Source organism: Spiroplasma endosymbiont of Dioctria linearis (assembly GCF_964030865.1).
Taxonomy (GTDB): Bacteria; Bacillota_I; Bacilli_A; order Mycoplasmatales; family Mycoplasmataceae; genus Spiroplasma_A.
Window position 1 is genome coordinate 340,771 of the sequence record NZ_OZ034984.1, and the last position, 22,665, is coordinate 363,435.

23 protein-coding genes and 1 pseudogene are annotated in these 22,665 nt (G+C 25.0%); 23 read left to right on the plus strand and 1 reads right to left on the minus strand.

Features of this window, described 5'->3' with window-relative positions; all coding sequences use genetic code 4:
• Nucleotides 1-52: 52 nt before the first annotated feature.
• The 20 genes and pseudogenes from AAHM84_RS01420 to AAHM84_RS01515 all read left to right on the plus strand — a co-directional run bounded on the left by AAHM84_RS01420 (nucleotide 53) and on the right by AAHM84_RS01515 (nucleotide 16,820).
• A complete protein-coding gene (locus AAHM84_RS01420) occupies nucleotides 53-838 on the plus strand; it encodes a hypothetical protein (protein ID WP_342259133.1) in 786 nt (261 codons plus the stop codon).
• Between the two features lie 84 nt (nucleotides 839-922).
• Nucleotides 923-3,421: a glucose PTS transporter subunit IIA gene (locus AAHM84_RS01425; protein WP_342259134.1), complete on the plus strand. Its 2,499-nt coding sequence runs from the start codon at nucleotides 923-925 to the stop codon at nucleotides 3,419-3,421.
• Complete coding sequence (locus AAHM84_RS01430; RefSeq protein ID WP_342259135.1) at nucleotides 3,399-4,799, plus strand: glycoside hydrolase family 1 protein; 1,401 nt, start codon at nucleotides 3,399-3,401, stop codon at nucleotides 4,797-4,799. Before AAHM84_RS01425 ends, AAHM84_RS01430 begins: the two co-directional genes overlap by 23 nt.
• A gap of 141 nt (nucleotides 4,800-4,940) precedes the next feature.
• Nucleotides 4,941-5,240: a hypothetical protein gene (locus AAHM84_RS01435; protein ID WP_339033383.1), complete on the plus strand. Its 300-nt coding sequence runs from the start codon at nucleotides 4,941-4,943 to the stop codon at nucleotides 5,238-5,240.
• Nucleotides 5,240-6,634 (plus strand): PTS sugar transporter subunit IIC, encoded by a 1,395-nt coding sequence (locus AAHM84_RS01440; RefSeq protein ID WP_342259136.1) that lies wholly within the window; start codon nucleotides 5,240-5,242, stop codon nucleotides 6,632-6,634. The genes AAHM84_RS01435 and AAHM84_RS01440 overlap by 1 nt, the downstream gene beginning before the upstream one ends.
• Nucleotides 6,635-6,913, plus strand: coding sequence for a hypothetical protein (locus tag AAHM84_RS01445; RefSeq protein WP_342259137.1), 279 nt, complete (start codon nucleotides 6,635-6,637; stop codon nucleotides 6,911-6,913).
• Between the two features lie 3 nt (nucleotides 6,914-6,916).
• The gene (locus tag AAHM84_RS01450) at nucleotides 6,917-7,348 is read left to right on the plus strand and encodes a hypothetical protein (protein WP_342259138.1); all 432 of its coding nucleotides are present in this window, start codon (nucleotides 6,917-6,919) and stop codon (nucleotides 7,346-7,348) included.
• Nucleotides 7,326-7,832, plus strand: a complete 507-nt coding sequence (locus AAHM84_RS01455; protein WP_342259139.1) for a hypothetical protein — start codon at nucleotides 7,326-7,328, stop codon at nucleotides 7,830-7,832. Before AAHM84_RS01450 ends, AAHM84_RS01455 begins: the two co-directional genes overlap by 23 nt.
• Complete coding sequence (locus AAHM84_RS01460; protein WP_342259140.1) at nucleotides 7,832-8,938, plus strand: hypothetical protein; 1,107 nt, start codon at nucleotides 7,832-7,834, stop codon at nucleotides 8,936-8,938. Before AAHM84_RS01455 ends, AAHM84_RS01460 begins: the two co-directional genes overlap by 1 nt.
• Nucleotides 8,928-9,983 carry a PLP-dependent transferase gene (locus AAHM84_RS01465; protein WP_342259141.1) on the plus strand — a complete coding sequence of 352 codons (1,056 nt, stop codon included), beginning with the start codon at nucleotides 8,928-8,930 and terminating at the stop codon, nucleotides 9,981-9,983. The genes AAHM84_RS01460 and AAHM84_RS01465 overlap by 11 nt, the downstream gene beginning before the upstream one ends.
• A gap of 2 nt (nucleotides 9,984-9,985) precedes the next feature.
• The gene (gene dagF / locus AAHM84_RS01470) at nucleotides 9,986-10,738 is read left to right on the plus strand and encodes a 2-dehydro-3-deoxy-phosphogluconate aldolase (protein WP_342259142.1); all 753 of its coding nucleotides are present in this window, start codon (nucleotides 9,986-9,988) and stop codon (nucleotides 10,736-10,738) included.
• Entirely contained in the window at nucleotides 10,731-11,843 is a 1,113-nt protein-coding gene (locus tag AAHM84_RS01475) for a MupG family TIM beta-alpha barrel fold protein (protein ID WP_342259143.1), read from the plus strand. Before dagF ends, AAHM84_RS01475 begins: the two co-directional genes overlap by 8 nt.
• On the plus strand, nucleotides 11,816-13,051 hold the full coding sequence (locus AAHM84_RS01480) for an FGGY family carbohydrate kinase (protein WP_342259144.1): 1,236 nt from the start codon (nucleotides 11,816-11,818) through the stop codon (nucleotides 13,049-13,051). The genes AAHM84_RS01475 and AAHM84_RS01480 overlap by 28 nt, the downstream gene beginning before the upstream one ends.
• Before the next feature lie 11 nt (nucleotides 13,052-13,062).
• Complete coding sequence (locus tag AAHM84_RS01485; RefSeq protein ID WP_342259145.1) at nucleotides 13,063-13,890, plus strand: MurR/RpiR family transcriptional regulator; 828 nt, start codon at nucleotides 13,063-13,065, stop codon at nucleotides 13,888-13,890.
• Nucleotides 13,891-13,903: 13 nt separating this feature from the next.
• Complete coding sequence (locus tag AAHM84_RS01490; protein WP_342259146.1) at nucleotides 13,904-14,242, plus strand: hypothetical protein; 339 nt, start codon at nucleotides 13,904-13,906, stop codon at nucleotides 14,240-14,242.
• Nucleotides 14,220-14,450 carry a hypothetical protein gene (locus AAHM84_RS01495; protein ID WP_342259147.1) on the plus strand — a complete coding sequence of 77 codons (231 nt, stop codon included), beginning with the start codon at nucleotides 14,220-14,222 and terminating at the stop codon, nucleotides 14,448-14,450. The genes AAHM84_RS01490 and AAHM84_RS01495 overlap by 23 nt, the downstream gene beginning before the upstream one ends.
• Nucleotide 14,451: 1 nt before the next feature.
• Complete coding sequence (locus AAHM84_RS01500; RefSeq protein WP_342259148.1) at nucleotides 14,452-14,757, plus strand: PTS lactose/cellobiose transporter subunit IIA; 306 nt, start codon at nucleotides 14,452-14,454, stop codon at nucleotides 14,755-14,757.
• A 70-nt stretch (nucleotides 14,758-14,827) separates the two neighbouring features.
• Nucleotides 14,828-15,082: pseudogene (locus tag AAHM84_RS01505) on the plus strand (RpiB/LacA/LacB family sugar-phosphate isomerase); the annotation flags it as partial.
• Nucleotides 15,083-15,232: 150 nt separating this feature from the next.
• Nucleotides 15,233-15,934, plus strand: a complete 702-nt coding sequence (locus tag AAHM84_RS01510; RefSeq protein WP_342259149.1) for an ABC transporter ATP-binding protein — start codon at nucleotides 15,233-15,235, stop codon at nucleotides 15,932-15,934.
• Between the two features lies 1 nt (nucleotide 15,935).
• The gene (locus AAHM84_RS01515; RefSeq protein WP_342259150.1) at nucleotides 15,936-16,820 is read left to right on the plus strand and encodes an ABC transporter permease; all 885 of its coding nucleotides are present in this window, start codon (nucleotides 15,936-15,938) and stop codon (nucleotides 16,818-16,820) included.
• A 76-nt stretch (nucleotides 16,821-16,896) separates the two neighbouring features.
• Here AAHM84_RS01515 and AAHM84_RS01520 read toward each other — a convergent pair whose 3' ends face one another.
• Nucleotides 16,897-17,733, minus strand: a complete 837-nt coding sequence (locus AAHM84_RS01520; RefSeq protein WP_342259151.1) for an SDR family oxidoreductase — start codon at nucleotides 17,731-17,733, stop codon at nucleotides 16,897-16,899.
• A 628-nt stretch (nucleotides 17,734-18,361) separates the two neighbouring features.
• On the opposite strand from AAHM84_RS01520, the gene AAHM84_RS01525 reads away from it, so the two are divergent.
• Genes AAHM84_RS01525 through AAHM84_RS01535 form a run of 3 tightly spaced genes read left to right on the plus strand, consistent with a single transcriptional unit; the run spans nucleotide 18,362 to nucleotide 22,664 of the window.
• Nucleotides 18,362-20,044, plus strand: a complete 1,683-nt coding sequence (locus tag AAHM84_RS01525) for a PTS transporter subunit EIIC (RefSeq protein ID WP_342259152.1) — start codon at nucleotides 18,362-18,364, stop codon at nucleotides 20,042-20,044.
• 29 nt (nucleotides 20,045-20,073) lie between these two features.
• Nucleotides 20,074-20,772, plus strand: a complete 699-nt coding sequence (locus AAHM84_RS01530; RefSeq protein WP_342259153.1) for a GntR family transcriptional regulator — start codon at nucleotides 20,074-20,076, stop codon at nucleotides 20,770-20,772.
• A 35-nt stretch (nucleotides 20,773-20,807) separates the two neighbouring features.
• The gene (locus AAHM84_RS01535) at nucleotides 20,808-22,664 is read left to right on the plus strand and encodes a PTS transporter subunit EIIC (protein ID WP_342259154.1); all 1,857 of its coding nucleotides are present in this window, start codon (nucleotides 20,808-20,810) and stop codon (nucleotides 22,662-22,664) included.
• Nucleotide 22,665 lies beyond the last annotated feature (1 nt).

The following is a 22,665-nucleotide window of genomic DNA, read 5'->3' on the forward strand; positions in this document are numbered from 1 at the left end:
TAAATAAAGATTTATTAATAAGATTTCATTAATTAGTAGGGATAAAAGTTATATGAGAATTAGAGAAAAACTTAAAAATGTCATAAAAACTAATGATAAAACTTTAGATTATCAAATTGCTAACTTTATACTAAAAAGTGCTTATAATAATGTTTTTTTTAAATCAAAGGAAGTTTCTTCTAAACTAAATATATCAAAATCAACTTTAACACTTTTTTCAAAAAAACTTGGTTATGAAGGATATGGAGAACTTTTACATAAACTAATTGCTGAGATGGAGTTTTATGGATTAACAGAACAAAGTAATAATCAAGAAAATAAATTAAATTTAATTGATTGAATTGATACATCTAATTTTGTTGATAGTTTAGAAATTCAAAAAAAATTAGATTTTTTTGTAGAAGAAATTCATAATTCAAATAGATTAGCAATAATAAATAGTCAAGAAAGTGACTTTAAACTACTTAGTCTTTTTTCACAAATAATTAATTATAATAAACAAACTTTTTATTTTAATAATAGAAAATTTGAAAGAAGTTTATTAATGAAATTAAATTCAAAAGATACAATTATTTTCTTCATTACAGGACTAGACATTGATGAAATTATTAATTATATTAGTATTGCAAAAGATAATAATATAAATTTTTTAATTATTACAAGTGAATCACATCTTTCAAAAGTAACAAAATGTCAAGATGATTCAAATAAAATTATTATTATAAAGTCATTAACTGGGTTTACTAGAGAAACAAGAATATTAATTAGATTAAGCCAAATTAATATAATACTGACCAACTTAATATTTAAGTTGACTAAACAAGTTCATAATAAATAAACAAGTTTAATAAATACAATATTTTTCTTTTTTTTCTTAAAATTATTATTAGTTAGAAAAAATTTCTAATAAGAAAGGAATCATATGGAAAAGATAAAGATTTATGCTCCAGTTGATGGAGTTGTAAAAGCAATTGAGAATATTTCAGATCCTGTGTTTGCAAGTAAATCATTAGGTGATGGAGTTTATCTTGAACCTAGCTCAGATATTTTATATTCGCCATTAAAAAATGGAAAGATAGAATTGATTACAGATACGAAACATGCAATATATTTTTCAACAAATAATTATAATGTTTTAATGCATATTGGTCTGGAGACAGTTGGACTTTCAGGGAAGCCATTTTCATTATTAAAAAAACAAGGTGAACAAGTTTCTCTTGGTGATGAAATTGTTAAAGTGGATTGAAAAACAATTGAAAAAGCTAATCTAGAAAAAGTTACTCCAGTTGTAGTAGATTTAAATTCTGTATCAAAATATAAATTAACAATTAAAAATGAAGGAAAAAAAGTAAAAAAGGGAGAGTTAATTTATGAGATAGAAATTGATGAAGAGAAAATAATTAAAGATAAAAAAATTCATATTGAGAAAAGAGAAGGTAAATATAAAACTCTTGCCTTACAATATTTAACTGCAATTGGTGGTAAAAATAATCAAAGTCTTGTTCATAATTGTATGACAAGATTACGTTTTAAAATTATTAATAAAGATCTTGTTAATGAAAAAGCTTTAAAAGAAATAGAATTAACAAAAGGAATTAATTGAAATGGTGAAGAACTTCAAATAATTATTGGTGGAGAAGTTTATAAAGTTAAAGATGAATGTCAAAAAATAATAGAAAATAAATCAACAAATGATGAAAAAGTAAGAGCAACTAAGGTTCCAAGAAAACAAAAAATTATGGGAGCAATTACAGCTATTGTTTTCCCAACTATTCCAATCTTAATTGGAACAGGAGTAATTAGTGGACTGCAAGCTATTCTTGCAATATCAGGTGTAATTTCAAATCCGGCTCCTGGTCAATCAGTAATGGAGTTAGATTTATTTAGTGCCTTGATGTTTATTATGTCAAAAGTTGGAATTGAATTGGTTGGAATCGTATTTTTATGTAGTACTGTGAAATACTTTAATGGAGATCCGTGGCTTGCTATATGGTTAGGTGCTGCATTAACAAGTAGATATTTATTTGGAAGTGGTTGAACTTTATTTACAGTATTTGGAAATCCAATTGTTATCAAAACCTATGAAGGTACAGTACTACCAATGATATGTGCTGGTTTATTATTAGTATTTCTAAATAACTGAATTAAAAAATGAATGCCAACTTCAGTTGATATTGTATTTAGACCAGCATTAGTGTTTTTATCAACATTTTTAATAATGCTATTTACAGTAGGGCCTTTCTTTAGAATTATTGAACAGTTTATTGCAAAGTTTGTAATTCTATTAGGAAAAATTCCATTTGGAGTTGGTATGGCCATATTTGCAATGATATGACAACCACTTGTATTAACAGGAACTCACGTTGCTGTAGTTACTGTTATTACATTGCCAATGAATGATGGAGATCCATCAGCAATGTATGCTTGTTTACAAATAGCTATTATGGGACAAATTGGAGCTGTTCTAGCTTTAAGTTTTATTACTAAAAATCAAAAAACAAAACAAGCAATCTTTGCTTCATTACCTGGAGCTATGTTTGGAGTGACTGAACCAATTATTTATGGTATTAATTTACCAAAAATAAAACCATTTATTTTTGGTTGTGTTGGTTCACTAGTTGGTGGTTTTATGGCAGGTATATTAGGTGTGGCTCAATATAGAAGAACTGGAACTGGTATTATGTCTTGAATGGGATTAGATATCGGATGAGGAATGGTATTTGGTATTTTAGCTGGATTTGTTTCATTATTCACAGCTCTAGTTTTAACATTAATGCTATACCAGGATCGTAAATCTGAGTACATCGCTTATAGAGAAAATAATAAACTTTTATTAAAATCAATTAAATTAAACTTTGATTTTGATGAGGTAAAATTAAAATCTCTAAAAGAGCAACTAGCAAAAGAGACTTTAATTGTTAAAGAATTTAATAAAAATTATAAAAACTATGAAAATAACTTAATTGATTTACAAAAGAAACAAATTAAAAAACAGAATATAATTAACAAGTTTGAAATGAAAAAAGAAAAACTTTATAATAAAGTCTTGAAGTTGGAAGATAGAGACTTAGAAAAATATAATTATTTTGCAGAGAAATATAATAATTTAAAATTATCTGAGACTTTTAATGAACTATTAAAAGAAATTAAAGAACTTGAATTGAAATTAGTTAATTGTGAAAAAGAAGTTAAAGAATTTAATATAAAAAAATATAAAGACATTTCAGATTTTATTGATAATTTAAATATTAATAAAAATCAAATATTAGACGATTATAAAAAAAATTATTTAAATGCTTTTAACTCTATTGATATTGCCTATGAATTAACAGAAGTTAATAATATGGAATGAACAAAAAAAGAAATTCTTAATTTGAAAACAAGAGAGGAAATAAAATATGTCAAACAAAATACCAAGTAGTTTTTTATGAGGTGGGTCAACTAGTGCCTATCAATTTGAGGGAGGTTTTGATCAAGAAGGTAAAGGAAATTCTATTCAAGATACACGAACAAATATTCCACAAGGAACAACTGATTTTAAAGTAGCCTCTGATCATTATAATCATTGAAAAGAAGACGTGGCCTTAATGGCTGAAATGGGATTTAAGTCATATAGATTTTCAATTGCTTGAACAAGAATATTACCTCAAGGTGATGGGAAAGTTAATAAAGCAGGAATTGAATTTTATAATAATTTAATCAATGAGCTAATTAAAAATAAAATAACTCCAATAATAACTATGTTTCATTTTGATTTACCACATAGTTTAAATATTGATGGAGGTTGATTAAATAAAAGAACAATTAATGCTTTTGAACAATATGCAAAAGTATTATTTGAATCATATGGTGATAGAGTAAAACACTGATTAACAATAAATGAACAAAATGTTATGATTTTATTTGGTGAAATTGTTGGAATAAATTTGCCAAAAGAAGGTAATAAACTTAAAAATATATATCAAGTAAATCATCATATGATGTTAGCACAAGCAAAAGCAATTAATTTATGTCATGAAATTGTTAAAAATGGTAAGATTGGTCCAGCTCCAAATATCTCTAGTGTTTATGCAAACTCAAATAAACCCATTGACCAATTTGCAGCACTTAATATGAGAGTTATGAGAAATTGATTTTATTTAGATACTTGTGTTTTTGGCAGATATAATTCTTTGGTTATAAATTATTTAAAAGCAAATAACTCAATGTTTGAATGTAGTGATGATGAAATGAAGATAATTAAAAAAGCAAAACCAGATTTTATAGCTTTTAATTATTATGCTTCTTCTACTGCCAAAATGACTGAAAGTGATGAAATATTTGATGAATTACCCGATCAACAAAAAGTAAAAAGTGTTAAGGGTATGTATGAACAAGTTAAAAATGATAATTTATTAAAAACTCAATTTGGATGAGAAATAGATCCATTGGGCTTTAGAAATACAATTAGAGAACTTTGAGATCGATATCAATTACCCTTAATAGTTAGTGAAAATGGTATTGGAGGATATGACTCTTTAACAAATGATGGTAAAGTACATGATGATTATCGAATAGAGTATTATAAAGTTCACTTAAAAGAACTTAAAGCCGCTATACTAGAAGATAAAATTGATATCTTTGGTTATAATCCCTGAAGTGCCATTGATTTAGTATCAACTCATGAAGGAGTTAAAAAGAGATATGGATTTGTTTATGTTAACAGAGATGAATTTGATTTAAAAGATTTAAAGAGATATAGAAAAGATAGTTTTTATTGATATCAAAATTTAATTAAAACCAATGGTGAAGAACTTTAATAGAAATTTATTTTAAAACTAATATGAATAGTCATAATATGACTTTAGTATTAGTTTTTTATTTTTATTATTGGAAATATTTTCATAAATATAAGAATATTATCAAAATTTTTTCCTTTAAAATATCATTGGAGGTATTATATGAAAAAAGGTTTATTAGTTTGCAGTGGTGGTATTTCAACTACAATGATTGCAAAAAAATTAAATGAATGTGCTAATGGTTATATTGAATTTGAAGCCAAAGGCATAATGACTGATACAAGTTGATTAGACTATTTAGAAGATTACTCAATATTGCTTGTATCACCACAAATCAAGCATATGTATTCAAAACTTGAAGAAGATGTTGATGGAAAAATCAAAATGATTCAAATTGATGCTCAGTATTTTAATCTTAATTCTATTGCACAATTTTGAGAAAAAAATAAGGAGAGTATATAATGGGCTCAAAAGGTAAAGATTCAAAAGAGGACTCAAAGTTCAAAATTTGAATGAATAATAAATTAATACCATTTTTTGGAAAAATTAGTACTCAAAGGCATTTATTAGGTATAAGAAATGGAATAATGGCAGCATTACCATTTATTTTAGTAGGAAGTGTATTTTTAATTATTTCAAGTATTCCAATAGGGACTGGAGATGGACAATTATTATCTACACTTTTTCCACAGCAATTAAAAGTTGCTTTTGATCTAATTAACAGATTTACTTTTGGTATTATGGCTCTTTACATGGCAATTGGTATAGGTTCTGAACTTGCAAGGTTAAGCAGATTAAGTTCAACTCAAGGTGCTGTAATAGGAGCAATGGGATATATAATGTGAATATTACCACTATCTTTGAACGTAACTGTTCTTTCTGAACAAGAAGCAGCTCAATTAGCGGAATTATTAGATAAAACAGGTGTATCTTTTAGTATTTTAAAAGGTGGATTATGAATTAATATAAAAGATTTAGGAGGTTCAACTGCTTTTGTTGCAATTGTTTCCTCTACAATTTGTGTAGAGATTTATAGAGTTTGTCTTAAATATAGAATAACTATTAGATTACCAAAACAAGTTCCAGATGCTGTAAGTAATTCCTTTTCAGCACTAGTTCCAATTTTCTTTGGAGCTTTGATTATAGGTTTTATTAGATACATTGTTGGTTTTGATTTAGCAAATTTTCTTAAAGATGCATTAGCACCAATGGGAAACTTTTTAGTAAGTAATTTATTAGGAGCTTTAATTATTATATTTTTAATTGTATTTTTATGATGATTTGGAATTCATGGAGGTTCCCTTGTTCAATCCATTACGAGACCTTTTTGAATAATTGCTTTGGAAGAAAACCAAGAAGCATTTAAGAATGGTGAGAAGATTCCTAACTATTTTATAGAACCATTCTTTCAATGATTTGCCCAGGTAGGTGGAGCGGGAAATACTTTAGGTCTTGTTATTGTTGGTTCAATAATGTCTAAATCTGCTACACTAAAATCTATGTCAAGGACAAGTCTTGTACCAGGAATATTTAATATTAACGAACCAATATTATTTGGTTTACCAATATTATTAAATCCATTTATGTGGGTTCCATTTGTATTGGGACCAGTTGTATCAGCTACAATCGGATATTTATTACAAATTACATTTGGTATTCATTGAGTGACAATGGCTCCTTGAACAATGCCAGGACCATTGGGAGCATTTTTTGCAAGTGGTAATCAATGGCAATCTTCAATAGCTGCATTGATTGTATTAGCATCATCAATTCTAATTTGATTTCCATTTACACTAGCATATGATAGATTTTTATTAAAAAAGGAAAAATTAGATAGTGAGTCAGGAGTTTTATAGGTGAATACATTTACTTTATTAATAATTTTCACTTTATTAAGTTTTACTAATTGATTAGCTTCTGTTTTTACTTATAAAAAATGTGAAGGGAAATTAAAGGGTAGAAATTTATTTATTGGAATTATAGGATTTGTATTATTTATTGGTATAAGCTGATTAGTGGCATTATTTCTTCCCATGATAGTATTAATTATTTTTATAAGTTTCTATTTGCCATGATGATTAAATTATATGTATTATTTATTAAAGCAAAATAAAGTTAAGGAAAGGATTTTTTAAATTATGAAAAAAATAAATGAAGATTCAATAATCAAAAAAAAGAAGGATTTAAAGAAATATTGTAATAATTGGGTTGTTGTTTTAGCAGTTCTTACAATTATTTTATACGTAATATATTTTACAATTCTTTGAGAAGAGTGAGGTGGTACTAAAAATTTATTTGGAAATAACAATTCAACCATGCTATTATTTGGCTTAAGTTTTTTAGTAATAGCATCTTTTATTTATGGATCTAACAGAAAAAAATTTAGTGCTATAAAATGAATTATTTATTTCATATTATTTTTTATGGCGGGACTTTTATTGAATAGTATTATCGGATTTGTAATATGATCATTCCTACTTCTTTTTACTGGACTGGAAATTATTTTTAATATTGATAAATTTAAAGAATTAAAAAAGGATAAAAAAAATGAGACTAGAACAAATCAATAAATTTGAAAGTGTTTTATTTAAAAACAATATCTCTGAAATAAATAGAGTTTTTTCATCGGAGGTTTTCTTTAAAATTGACTTAACTAATTGTGAATTCTGAGAAGAGTTTTTAGAATATTTATTTTTAAATTTAAAAACAAAAAACTTTAAAAAAGAAAAACTAAAAAGGGGAATTAATTTAAATATTGCTGATACAAAAGATAATATAAAAAATTATATAATTACTGAGTATAAGGAAGGTGAATGTTTAGAAATTGCTAATATAAATTCTAATCAAACTGTTCTAACAAAAATATTTATTAGAGCAAAAAATAACAATGGAAGATACCCTACAAATATTTGATATCTAGAGTCGCAAAGAACACTAAATGAAATAAGTAAAAAAGAACATAAAAAATTGCAAAGTACTTTCAATGCGAAAATAATTAATAAAGTTATTCTTTTAAAAGATTATTTATTAAATAAGGTAAGAGATATTAAGTAATGTTAAAAATTTTAAATATAAAAGATATTAATAACAACTTAATAGATATATATATATTAAAGGGATTAATCTTTTTAAAAAAACCTCTAAGATTTAAAGAGAATCAATTTAGAGAAATAAATTTAGATAAAGATACATATGTTAGTTATGGTTGAATTGATAGTCATGTTCATTGTGATAATGAAAATAAATTATATGGTTCTATTATCGATGAAATTGGATATAAAAAAGGAGTAACAACAGTAATAGATGCAGGAAGCGTTGGAATTAATGGGATTGAAAGAATGTGAGGAATTAATAAAAAAAATATTACAAATTTAAAAATACTACTTAATATTTCTCAAAAGGGAATTTATAGACAATCAGAGTTATCAGATTTAAGGGATATTAAAATTGATTATAATAAAAGGTATGAGAATTTTATTGTAGGTTACAAAGCTAGAATGAGTAATTCTGTTACACTAAATACTGGTATAGATTCTTTATCAATTTTTTCTAATATCAGAAAAAATAAAAATATAAAAAAACCCTTAATGATTCATATAGGTAATGAACCTCCAAGTTTTTTTGAAATAGTAAAATTAATAAAAAAGGGAGATATAATTACACATATTTTTAATTATAAGAATAATTCAATTTTTAATAAAGATTTTACATTAACAAATAATTTAAAGAATGCAATAAGAAAAAAAATATTATTTGATGTTGGACATGGAAATGAAAGTTTTATATTTGATTGTGCTAAAGGAGCTTTTGAAAATAATTTTATTCCTGACATTATAAGTACAGATATTTATGAAACAAATATTAAAAATAATAAAGTCAAATCTCTTGCTGTAACAATGAATAAATTTAAAAAAATCGGTATGAAATGAAGTGACATCATTGAAAGAGTTACAAAAAAACCATATGGTTATTTCAAAATTAAAAAAATGGGAGAAATAAAAAATAAAAACATTGCAAATTTAACATTTTTTAAAATTACAAAAAATAAAGAGTTAGAGATTGACTCAAGGGAAAATATTTTAAAAATAGAAGAGCAAATAACTCCTGTTGCAGTTATTGTAAAAGGTAAATTTTATGAGGTGAATAATAATGATAAATAAATTTAGAAAAGTAATTAATGCTGATGGAAGAATGACTATTTTGGGAGTCTCAAAATTTAATTCAGAAGTGGCTCAAGCTATGGAATATGCAGGAAATAATTTTTTTATTATGTCAGAATTTAAAAATTACATTAATGATGAAATAAAAAAAATAATTAAAACTGAAAATGTTTGTGTTGTTAATTCTGCTTCTGCTGGTATAACATTAGCAGCAAGCGCAGCAATATATAAAAATAAAATTTATGATGTTAATAAAATTATTCCTGTAAAGAAAGAGATAATTTTAGCTAAGGGTCATAATATTGATTTTGGTGCTCCAATTGAGTCCTTATTAAATTTAGTTAATACAAAAGTGATTGAGGCAGGATATGCAAATAAATGTAATGTTGAAGATTATCAATATTATATAAGTGAGAATACAGTTGCAGTACTTTATATAGTATCCCATCATTGTGTTCAAAAAAATATGGCTTCATTAGATGAAGTTATTGAATTATGTAAAAAAAATACTGTTCCACTAATTGTTGATTGTGCTGCTGAAGAAGATATTTTAAAATATTCAAAAAAAGATATAGATGTTGTTATTTTTTCGGGATCTAAAGCAATTGAAGGTCCAACTTCTGGTTTTGTTTTTGGAAAAAATAAAGAACTCATTGAAAATATTAAAAGACATCAAGAGATTATTGGCAGAACAATGAAAATAGGGAAAGAAAATATTTTCGGATTATTGAAGGCTTTAAAAAAATATAAAATTAATAAAAATATTGATTTTGAATCATATTTTAAAATATTTAATTTAAATAAAAATATAAAATGTAAAAAAAATATCGATACAAGAGGTATTCAAAGAATACGCTTTGAGATAGTCAATAATAAAGTTAGTGCAATACAGCTGTCAAAATATTTAAAAAGTTGTGATGTAGCTATTTATCTTAGAGACTATTTTGCCAATCAAGGTTATTTGGATATTGACATTAGAAATATAAATCTTAAAGAAGCAAATATTATTAATGATTCCATTTCATTATTTTTAGAGGGGAAATAAATATGAATAATAAAAAAATAAAGTTTTATAAAAATAGAGTATGCTTGAATGTCTTAGCAAAAGATATAAACAATGCAAAAGAAATTATTGATGCTACGGATGGAAATGTAGTTGTTGGTATTTTATCAAAAAATTTTAAAGATGATGAATCCGCTTATAGTGAGATGATAAAATGAAAAAAAGAAACAAATAATAAGATAAGTATTGGTTTAGGATCTGGAAATCCAAAGCAATCCTACATGGTAGCAAGATTAACCAAGAAAATAAATCCTGCACATACTAATCAGGTTTTTACTGGTGTGGGTCTGTCAATTAATAATTTTGAAAATAATAATACCTTTATAAATTGTCTTGTTTCTCCAACTGGTAGACCTGGATATGTAAAAATAAATACTGGACCATTAAGTTCATCAGTTCATAATGAGGATGCCATTGTTGAAATTAATACTGCAATACAAATTATAAAAGATATGGGGGGAGACTCAATAAAGTTTTTTCCAATGAATGGTCTTTCAACTATTCAAGAGTATAAAATTGTTGCTGATGCTTGTGGAAAAAATAATTTTTGTTTAGAACCTACAGGAGGAATTGATTTAAATAATTTTGAAGAGATACTAAAGATTGCAATTAATGCTGGAGTTAAATTAGTTATTCCTCATGTTTATAATTCTATTATTGATAAAAATAGCGGAGAGACTAACATAAAAAAGGTAAAAGAATTATATAAAATAATTAGAGGTCAAATATATGATTAAATTAAAAAATAAATTAGGCATTTCTATTTATCCAGAGTTACTTAAGTTTGAAGAAATAGTTTCATATTTGGAACTTGCAAGTAAATATTCATTTGACTTATTATTTATAAATTTTATTGGAGTTATTGAAAAAAAAGATCAAAGTCTTTTAAAAAAATATAAAGAAACTATAATAGAAGCAAAAAAAAGAAATTATACTGTAACTATTGATGTTAATAAATCTACATTTGATACAGCTAATATTAATTATAAAAATCCAGACTTAAAATATTTTTATGAGCTAGGAATCAATTGTTTACGCTTGGATGATCAATTTAATGGTTTTTTTGAAGCAAATTTAACTTATAATCCTTATAATATTAAAATTGAGCTAAATCCTTCAACATTTAATGCACAAATTGAGAATATTATAAGTTATGGTGCCAATAAGCAGAACTTACAAGCGCTTCATAACTTTTATCCTCAAAAGTATTCTGGATTGGATTATGAGTTATTTAAAAAATATAATTTAAAAATAAAATCTATGGGTATTAACATTGGAGCCTTTGTTACAATAACAGATCATAAAAGCTACGGACCTTGGGATGTTAGTGAAAATCTACCAACTCTTGAGATGCATAGATTTTTAGAAATTGGAATGCAAGTTAATCATTTATTATCAAATGATTATGCTAGTTATATTTATATCTCTACACAATGTGCAAATATAAATGACTTTGAATCAATACTGAGGCACTTTGATTTTAAAAAACATTTTAAAATTAACTTAATAAATGGTGTTACTGAGCAAGAAAAAAGAATATTAGCTTTTAATAATCATTTTATTAGAGGTGATTTATCTCAAAATATTTTAAGAAGTACTATTACAAGAGTAGAATTTAAGGATATGGATATAAAACCAAGAAAATTCAAGGGTGATATAATACCTATAGGATCTATAGTTATTCCAAATAATTCCTACAATAGATATAAAGGTGAATTGCAAATTGTTAAACAAGAAATAAAAAATGATGGTTTAAGAAATGTAGTAGGTTCCCTACAAGATAAATATTTATTTTTAATTAATGAAATTCATCCTTGAAATTATTTCAAATTAATTTTTTAATGCTAAAGGTTTTTATTGATCTAGGAACCACCAATTTAAAAATAGAAACGTATAATCATAAAAAATTAATTGAGAAGCTTACATTTTTAAATAGACATATATATTTTGATAATGATAATTACTTTTATGCAGATAAACTGTTTGAATTTTTAAAAAAATATTTTATATCTTTAAATAATAAGTACGCTCAAAATATATTTATTATATTTTCTTCTGCTATGCATACATTAATATTTTTAGATGAGAATTATAATCAAATAGATAAAGGTCGTTCCTTTTTAGAAAAAGTAGACTTTAAACTAAATGAAGAGAAAAAAATTTTTTATAGAAAAATTAATAAATTAGTAAATTCAGAATTTTTACCCATATATAAAATCAATAAATTTAGTGAGATTAATTATAATTCAATAACAACTTTAAAAAGTTATATTCTATATAAATTTACTTGTGAGAAAGTAATTGAAATATCAGATGCTGTTGGGTTAGGATTGATTGATTCTAAAAATCGAGTTTTTAGTAAGGAAATAATTAGTAGCATAAACTTAAAAGAAGAACTATTACCACAATTAATTCTCGAAAGAAAAATATTTGAATGCAGTCTCAAAAAATTTATATTAAAAATAGATTTGGGTATTTCTGATGGAGCCTCAGCTGCCATTGGATCTGCTTTTAATAAAAATAGTATTTCATTATCAATAGGAACGACTCTTGGAATAAGATACATTACATCAAAATTTGTAGATACTATATGAGACTTTGATTATTGCTTTCCAATATATAATGATAAATGAATTTATGGTATTTCTTCATCAAATGGTGCAAACAATATTGAATTAATTATTTCAAAAATGAATTTAACTTTAGATGATTTGAACAATATTGATTTTTCAAATGCAAAATTAATTAATAAAAAAATATTTTTCTATAAAGAGAGATTTAATCAAAGTCTTTTAGAAATTAATGAGACTAATTTTAATATTGATTTATTATATACATATATTATTCAAATGATTAATAGAGTAAAAAAATATAAAGATATAATTGATTCAAATAAAAAAAATAAATCTCAAATTATTGCAACAGGTGGTTTATTTAGTAATATTCATATTGCAGCTTTATTTAAAAAAGAGTTTAAAAATGATATAATAATTTCAAAAGATAATAATTTATCAATAACTGGATTAAAAGAAATCATCCAAAGATGATAAGGGATAAAATTATGTCAAATGTAATAACAAAATTAAAAAAAATAAGAGTAAATAATGAATCTGATGCAAATATTGCAAATTATGTTATTGAGAATATTGAGATTATGGATAATATTGATATTAGGGATTTAGCAAAAAAAATAAATCATTCTACAAGTAGTGTAACTAGATTTATCAAAAGATTAGGTTATAGCTCATTTAACGAATTTAAATATGAAGTAAAAAACTATATAAATAGCATTTTAATAGATAGTAAGTATAAAAATATTGATAATGAAAAATTAAGCATGATAATAAAAAAAGAAATTGCTTACATTAATGAAATTCTTGAACATAATATTTTAATATGAACTAGAGATAAAAACATTGATGAAATAATTGAAAAAATAATGATCTCAAAACAAATATTTATTTTTGCCTTGGGTGGAACTTATAGTGTTGGTTATGATTTTTGTCTAAAATTACAAAGATTAGGATTTAATTCAAGCGTTTCAAATGACTCTGTGATTCAAGAAACTCTTATAAGTGCTAATTCGGGAAAGCCTGGGTGCTTATTTATAATTTTCTCACTTTCTGGTGAAACAAAACAGCTGATCTATGTTGCTGAAAAGATAAATAAAAGAAAAATGTTTTTAATTTCTTTTACAGGAATTGAGAACAATACAATTAAAAAGTTATCAAATTTAAATTTATCTATTTTTAATAATGATAACCACTTTAAATCACTTATTAAAGGAAATAGAATATCTTTTATATTTCTTATTGATATTTTAATTCAATTAATTATAAATCAAAACAGTGAGAAAAATTATAAATCAGTTTTAGTTACTACAAAATAGTTAGGGAAGGTTTATGAAAAAAATAAATGAAAGAGAAGTTAGTCAGAAAAATTACTTAAATGGAAAGCCATGGCGTTGATGAATTAAACTTATTCTAATTATTTTATCAATATTACTTTTTATTATTTTGATTTGGGGATTTGCCTTTAAAGGCTTTTTATATATTGAATATAAAAATAAAACAATAAAATATTATAATCAAATTGTAATACAAGAAAACAATGAAGAGGTTTGTAAGGAATTAGATAATGCGTCTGAAAAATTTATATCTAGATGTAAAGAATTTAGAGAAAAAAGAAATGTCTATTATGATTATCAAAAAGGTAATGATGTTATATTTAAATATATATAAAATTGAATCTTTAGCATCTAGTAACTATATTATTTTTTCAGTTACAAATACTTACTTTAATGATATTAGAAATAAAGAAAATGAAAATAATGAAGATTTATTAATGAACTCTACTTTTTTTGTTTATAAAAAAGAAAATAAAAAATGATATCTTGAAGATTTATTATTTCAATATAAGGATATAGAAAAATTAGGAGAATACAAATAAAATGAATGAAGAAATTATAAATGTTAGCATGGAATTAATAGCAACATCAGGAACTGCAAAATCATTGGCTTTATCAGCAATTAATATAGCTAAAAATGGTGATAAAGAAGGGGCAATAAAATTGATTTCAGAAGCTAAAATAGAATTAAATAAGGTTCATAATATTCATGGTGATTTAATTTCAAAAGAAGCAAGTGGTAAAAAGTTAGATATTTCATTACTTTTTATACATTCCCAAGATCACTTAACAAGTGCTATTATTATTATGGATTTAGCTGAACATTTAGTTAATTTATACACCAAGTAAAATATTAGTTTATCTTTTTCTTTATACTTCTTTCAAGAGGAGTATCAGTAATTGTATTTTTATTTGCAAAAGTAAAACTTTTGGAATTATTTTTTGCGGAACAGGAGTTGGAATATCATTAGCTGCAAATAAAATAGAAGGAGTAAGAGCAGTTGTTTGTAGTGAACCTTACAGTGCAAAACTTTCAAAGGAGCATAATAATACAAATATTTTATCCCTTGGCTCAAGAGTTGTAGGATTGGAACTTGCAAAAATGATAATTAGTGAATGAATTAATGCCACTTTTGAAGGTGGTAGACATCAAAAAAGATTAGATATGTATTAGTAAAGTATAATTATTACAAATTTTAATAAAAAAAGTACTTTTTAAAGTACTTTTTTTATTAATAAGCCTTGAAATCTAAGTTTTTAAGCATTACTTTATTTTTTTTAATATAAAAGTATGTTATAGTAAGTATTTATAAGGAGAATTCAAATGAAAACACTAATAGAGATAAATAATATTTCAAAAGCCTTTGGTAAAAAAGTAATTTTTAAAGATTTTAATTTAGAAATAAAAGAAGGTCAAAAAGTAGCTTTAATGGGTGCCAATGGATGTGGTAAGACAACCTTAGTTGAAATGATTGCTCAATTCTCAAAACCAGATTCAGGTGAGATTAAAATTTACTTAGAAGATAATATTAAACAAGAAATTGGGATTCAATTACAAGAAGGTAATTGACCCACAGGAATTACAGCACATAACATGTTAGATTTTTATAAAGCAGTATATCCAAAATTAACAAAAGAGTGAGAAGAAAAAATTAAAAAAGTTTTTGAAATTGATGAGTTTATTGACAGACCTCTTAAAAAATTAAGTGGAGGGCAAAGACAAAGATTTAATGCAATGATTTCAATTATGAATAATCCAAAAATTATAATATTAGATGAATTAACAACAGGATTAGATATGGAGTTACAATTTAAAATAATTGATTTTTTTTCAAAAAACACGAAAGAATTTAATCAAACTTTATTATTGGTTTCACATCATCCAGAAGAAGTTGAAGAAATGTGTGATCGTTTAATTATTATAAAAGAAAGTAAAGTTTTTTATGATGATTCAATAATTAATACAATTAAAAAACACAAATCAGTTAGAGCATTAATGGATAAGTTTTTTAAAGGAGAAATTTAAAATGAATAAATTAAAAAAACAAAAGGATTTAAATATTAAAAAACAAATTAGTATTTTTAATAATTTGTCTCTGTTACTTTCTAAGTCTTTCATTAAAGAACCAAAATCAATAATTTTTATGATTGTAGTTCCAATTTTCTTTAACATTATGTTTTTCTTTATAATGGGAGAAAAATCTGGACAAGGTCATTCAATTCTATTTGCTTATACATTATTGCCATGTCTTACAATTTTAACTCTACTAGCACCAGCTGTAGTAGAATGGAAAAACTCTGTTTTCTTAAAAAGAATTGATATAACAGGAATAAGAAAGGGTATGTTTATAGGAGCACTTTGATTTGTATATTTAATAGCTGGAATAATAGCATTTATATTAATGATGATCTTTAATTTAATATTTTCTGAAATTTATAGTTTGGCTTTAAATGACAACCAACCAACTTTTGCAAAATTATTGGGAGATGTTCATTGAGGTTATTTAATATTATCTATGATTTTAATTACTTTAACTTCAATTGCTTTAGCTACAATGTTTGGTGGATTATTTAGTTCTGTGGGTTCAATGCAAGGAATGATTATGATGGTTTACTTTTTTAGTATATTTTTATCAGGAATAATGTTACCCCCAGAGACTTTTGAATCTAGTAAAGGAATGATTATATTTACATATTTTATTCCTCATAAATATGCAGTCTTTATATTCTTATATGCCACAAGAGGATGAAATGGGGATGGATGAGATAGTGAGTTTAATTGACATCAAAAACTTGGAGATGGATCAAGAGATTTTACAGCTACATGACAACCAGTACTTGGAGCAATATTAATACTGATAACAATTTTTATAATTACTACTTTGACTTTTAAATGAACAGCAAAAAAATAAAAATGAACATATTAAATAATTTTGATAACTAAATTTAGTTATCTTTTTTTTATTTATATGTTCATTTTGAAAAGCCTTATTTTACATGTAAATTTGTAGCTTCTTTTTTTAATTTTTTCATATCTTTTTTTAATTTTGTAATTTTATCTTCTGCTTTTTTATAAGCATCTCGACCTGTAAAAATATGAAGAGGTGGTTTTGAATCTTTATTAGTTAAATTAATAATAAATTCACAATATTTTTCTGGATCTCCATCTTGTTGTTTATTAAATTTGGCAATTCCATCAAAATAAGCATCTCTTGCTATTTTATAGTCTTCAATTTTACTTTCTCCACTTACCATTGAAGTTGCTTCTAAAAAGTTTGTTCTAAAACCTCCAGGTTTTATACAACTTACACTGATATTTAAATTTTCAAGTTCATGGCATAAAGCTTCTGTTCAACCATCAGTTGCAAATTTAACAGCTGCATATGTAGAGATGTATGGATCTCCTACATAACCTCAAACTGAAGAGGTTGTAAAGATATGTCCAGATTTTTGTTTTCTCATATATGGTAATGCTGCTCTAGTCGCATTCAAAGTTCCAAAAAAATTAATTTCAAAACACTTTCTAATTTCTTCATCAGTTGTTTCTTCAAATGTCCATAATTGACCATATCCCGCGTTATTTAGTAAAATATCAATTGAACCAAACTTATCAAAACATTGTTTCATTGCTTTATCTAGTTCCTTTTGTTTTGATAAATCAACTTTTACAGCTAATAAATTATCATTTTTACCAATTTCTTTAACTATTTTTTCTGGACTTCTACTTGTTGCTAAAACACAATGTCCTTTTTCTAACAATTTTTTAACAAATATTAGGCCAAAACCTTGACTTGCCCCTGTTATAAATCACACTTTGTTTTTCATAAATTAATTTCTCCCTTAATTATTTTATTATACAACTTAAATAGGGATAATTAACTTAAAACTAAATATATACTTTTATTAATGCGTGTTAATTATAATAGGAAATAATTAACACCCTCTAATAATAAAAAAAAAAAAAAAGCAAAGCAAAATATTAATGTTAAAAATATTTTACTAATTGTAAAACTTTTTCTAAAACATTTTTAAGTGGAGTATTTATTTTTAACTTATAAAAGTGTATAGATTTTTTCCTTTTTTTTTGAAACAATCATATTGAAGGAGATTTAATCTTCTTCGCAAATGTTTTTCTCATATTACTAATACTATTAAATAAATAAACAACAAATAGGATATTTCTTTGTTCTTAATTCCTATTTTATAATTATTTATAAATTTACTATTTACTTATATAACTACTCATAGTTTTCCAAATAAATTTTTAGTAGTATTAGTCTTAAAAAATATTTCCAATAACCAATGTTATGTCCTTAATATTGGTTATTTTTTTTGTTTTTTTACAGTTTATATAATAATTCTTTTAAATAATAGAAACTTATGATTATAGGTATATAAATTTTTAGCAAAAAACTAAATAATGAAAGTGTAAAGGGATTTAAAGGTGTTAAATATGTCTAAAAATATATTTTATGACAATGCAGTTTTAATGGTGGATTTACTTGGCGGTAAAGAAAATATTAAAGAAATCCAACATTGTGCAACAAGATTAAGATTTGTATTAAAAAATGATGATAAATTTGACTTAGAAAAAGTGAAAAAACATCCTTTATTTAAAGGTTATAAAAAACAAGAAAATCAGCATCAAATTATTATTGGTGCAGGAGTTGTTGATAAACTTTATAAACAAATAGAAATCGTAATTGATACTAAAAATCTTGATGGAGATTTAAAAATTGAAAACAAACAACCATTTTGAAGAAAAGATGTTTCTGTAAAATCTAACTTGTTTATGATTTCAAAAACTGGAATGAATTCATTTGCGTCAATTTTTGTACCATTAGTTCCTGTTTTTATTGCTGGGGGAATGTCTTTAGCACTTAAATCCTTAATTGGTTCATTTGCTCCATCTTCAGGTTTTACAAAATTACTTGATGTAATTGGGGGAGCAATTTTAGGATCAATTCCCGCATTTGTTGGTTATACTGCTGCAAAAAAATGAGGAGGTAATCCTTATTTGGGAATGGCGATGGGGCTTGTATTAATTTCTCCAGGTTTATTAAATAGTTATTCAACAAGTACTCCAGTTTTATTAGGATTTGACTTAAATACTTCTGCAAGTGCCATAGAAAATGCTAGACAACTTGCTTTTAGTGAATATTTGTTGAATAATAATTTACCTATTATTGGTCCAGAAGATCAAGGTTATTTAGAAGCACTAAATAGAACAGTAGGTGTTTATTACTATATTTTTGGTGATGGTGCAGGTGGATTTTTCAAAATTAAATTAATAGGTTATCAAGCTCAAATAGTGCCTGTTTTATTAGTTTTAGCTCTTTCTGTAAATTTAGAGCGACTTTTAAAAAAAATTACTCCTAATGTAATTGCTATATTAATAATTCCATTAGGAACAATTCTAATTTCGTCATGATTGGCTTTTTGAGTAATAGGACCATTAGGACAAATCATTGGAAAAGGAATATCAATTGGTTTAGCAGGGATTTTCAAATATACAAATTGAAGTTTTATTGGATTTGGGGGAATGATATTTGCTTTCTTTTATCCGTTCCTTGTTATTACAGGTTTACATCAAGGTTTTTTACCAATTGAAACTCAGCTATTGGTTGACAGTCAATTAAAGTATGGACACTCATTTTCATTTATAACTCCAGTTGCTTGTGTATCAAATATTGCACAGGGAACTGCAGCATTAATGTTAATTTTCTTTGTAAAAAAAGATAAAGAACAGATTACAAAAGCAAGTTCAAGTGCAATTGGTGGTTATACAGGTATAACTGAACCTGCAATGTTTGGAATCAACTTGCAAATAAAACCTTTATTTATTGCAGCTGCAATTGGAAGTGGTATTGCTGGTTGATGATTAGGAATGACACATACAGTTGCAAATTCCTTGGGAAGTGCAAGTTGAATTGGTCTTGTTCAATTTGATTGAACAACAAGACATACGATTAATTACTTTAATCAGGAAGGTATTAATTCCGTATTACAATCAGTGCCTATGGGTGCACATATCTCAATTGCTATGTTAATTTCAGGTTTATCAACTGCTGGAATTAGTACTGGGTTATTGAAAACCAAATGGGGGAAAAAGTCTCTTGAAAACTACTTAAAGTAGTATAATAAGTGTAATAAAGGGACACTATTATGGATAAAAAATGAGAAGTTATCTTCGACTACTTAATGTATTTGATTAGAGAAAACAAGGTTCTTAGAGGTGAGGTTTTACCTAGTCAAAATATGTTGAAAACAAAATTTGGATATTCAGAACAACCAATAAGAATAGCTTTTAATAAATTAATAGAATTAAAAATTGTTAAGTCAGTTAATGGAAAAGGTTTTGTTGTTCAAGATAAAATTTCAAATAATTTATTATTTAGTTTTAGAGAATTATTTCCTGGTTCAAATAACAAATATTATGATTTAGTTGAAATTGTTTGTAATAAAGAATTAGCCAAAGTTACTGGATTTCAAGAAAATAAAAAATTATGACATTTTAAATGCTTGAGAAAGACAAATATAAATGAAGTTATTTTGTATCAAGAAAGTTATATCTTAAAAGATAAGTTTAAAAGTGTAACAATTGAAAAATTAAATGAAAGTGGATTAATGTTTTTAATTGAAAAACAGTCTAATTCAATTATAAGTCACTCTTCAAAACAAATTTCTTTTGTTAAGGAAAGTGAAAATGAAGAATTATTAAAAAATTTTAAAGATAGAGACTCATTTAACTTTATTCTTGATTTAGGTAAAGTTTATGATATTTTTGGTGAGATATTGGAATTTAGAAAAAGCTGATATGATCCAAAGCATTTTAAATGAAACTTTATTGAATGAAGAAAATAAATTAATAATAAAATAAGTGGAAGGAATATGTATCAATGAAAAAAGTTAATTATTCACAAGAAGCACAAAATTTTATAAAAGCAGTAGGTGGTAAAACAAATATTGAATCTTATTTACATTGTGTAACAAGATTACGTTTTAATGTAATTGACAAAGAAAAAGTGGATGTTGAACAAATTAAATTATCACCAATTGCAAAAGGAATAAATTGAACGCAAAATCAATTACAAATTATTTTAGGAACAGGAGTTGTGGAAGCAACTTATAGTGAAGTTCAAAAAATATTGGAAGCTAATATTTCTCAACAAGGTGATGAAAATTCATCATCAGATATTTCATATGAAGAATTTAAAATTAAAGCAAAAACAAATAAGGAAGCATTAAGAAATAGTGGGGGAAAATTTGCATGATTGCAAATGAGCATGAAAACATTGGGAGATATATTCTTGCCAATTATTCCAGCTATTGTAGCTGCTGGTCTAGCAATGGGTTTTGCTGCTTTAATAAAAAATTTAATTCCTTATAATTCATCATCAGATTCATTGCTTTGAATAATTGTTGATATTGTAACTAAAACTGCTTTTAGTTCATTAGCAGTATTAGTTTGTTGATCAACTGTTAAAAGATTTGGTGGAAATCCTGTATTAGGTATTATTATTGGTTTAATGTTAATTAGTCCTCTATTACCCGACAAGGGATTAATTGCAGCCTATAATGCTCAAAGTAATTTCTTAGATGGTGGAGGAACAAAAGATGAATGAATTAATGCAGGTTTAAAATGATTAGATGAACCAGTTCTTCCAATAATGGTTTGAATAATTCCAATTACAGGATATCAAGGATCAGTTTTACCTGCTTTAGTAGTAGGTATTGGTGTTGCTTATCTAGAAAAGTTTATTAAAACTTGAATGCCTAAGTCTGTCAATATTATTTTTACACCATTCTTAACAATTTTAATTGCACTATTAGCAGCATTATTTATACTAGGACCAATTTTATTATTAGTAGAAAATGGGGTACTAATTGGAACAAAAGCAATTTTGGGAGTACCATTTGGTTTTGGTACAGCAATAGTTGCAGGATTATTACAAGTAATTGTTATAACAGGATGTCATCAAGTTTTACAAGGATTAGAAATGCAATTAGTAATTGATGGAAGTATTCCTCAAGGAGCAAATGCCGAAATAATGGGTTCAATATTCAACGCTATTTGAACTGCTTCAATTATTTCACAAGGTGGAGCTGCAATGGCAGTTGCTCTTAAAACTAAATCTAAACAAGAAAAAAACTTAGGAATGTCTTCAGCAGTTTCAACAATGTTTGGAATAACAGAACCTGCTATATTTGGAGTTAACTTACCTAAAATAAAACCATTTATTTATGCATCAATAGGTGGTTTTGTTGGAGGATTCTTTGCAGGATTATTAAATGTAACTTGTCCTGGAATGGGTGTTACTGTAATTCCAGGTCTATTACTATATTCAGGAGATTGAGTAAAATTAATTTTAATAATTTTAATAAACATTATTTCATTTGGTTCTGCTTTTCTATTAACATTATTCTTTTATTGAGAATCAGGAAGAAAGATTTCTGAAAAACAAATTAATAAGCAAGCTGAAAAAATAGTAAATGCACAAATAATCATTAAAAATATTCAAGATAATAAAGAAGTAGAAAACTATAATGCTTTAATTACTAATGCAGAAAAAAAATTAACTAAATTACAAAATAAAGAAAAAAAATTAGTAGAAGATAAATTAAAATATGAAAAATATGTTGAAGAAGTAAAATTAATAAGGCAAAATGAAAAAGAAGAAAATGAGAAAAATAAAAGTGATAAAATTAAACTTAAAGAAGAAAAAAAGAAATTAAAAAATAAAAATGGGGATTAAA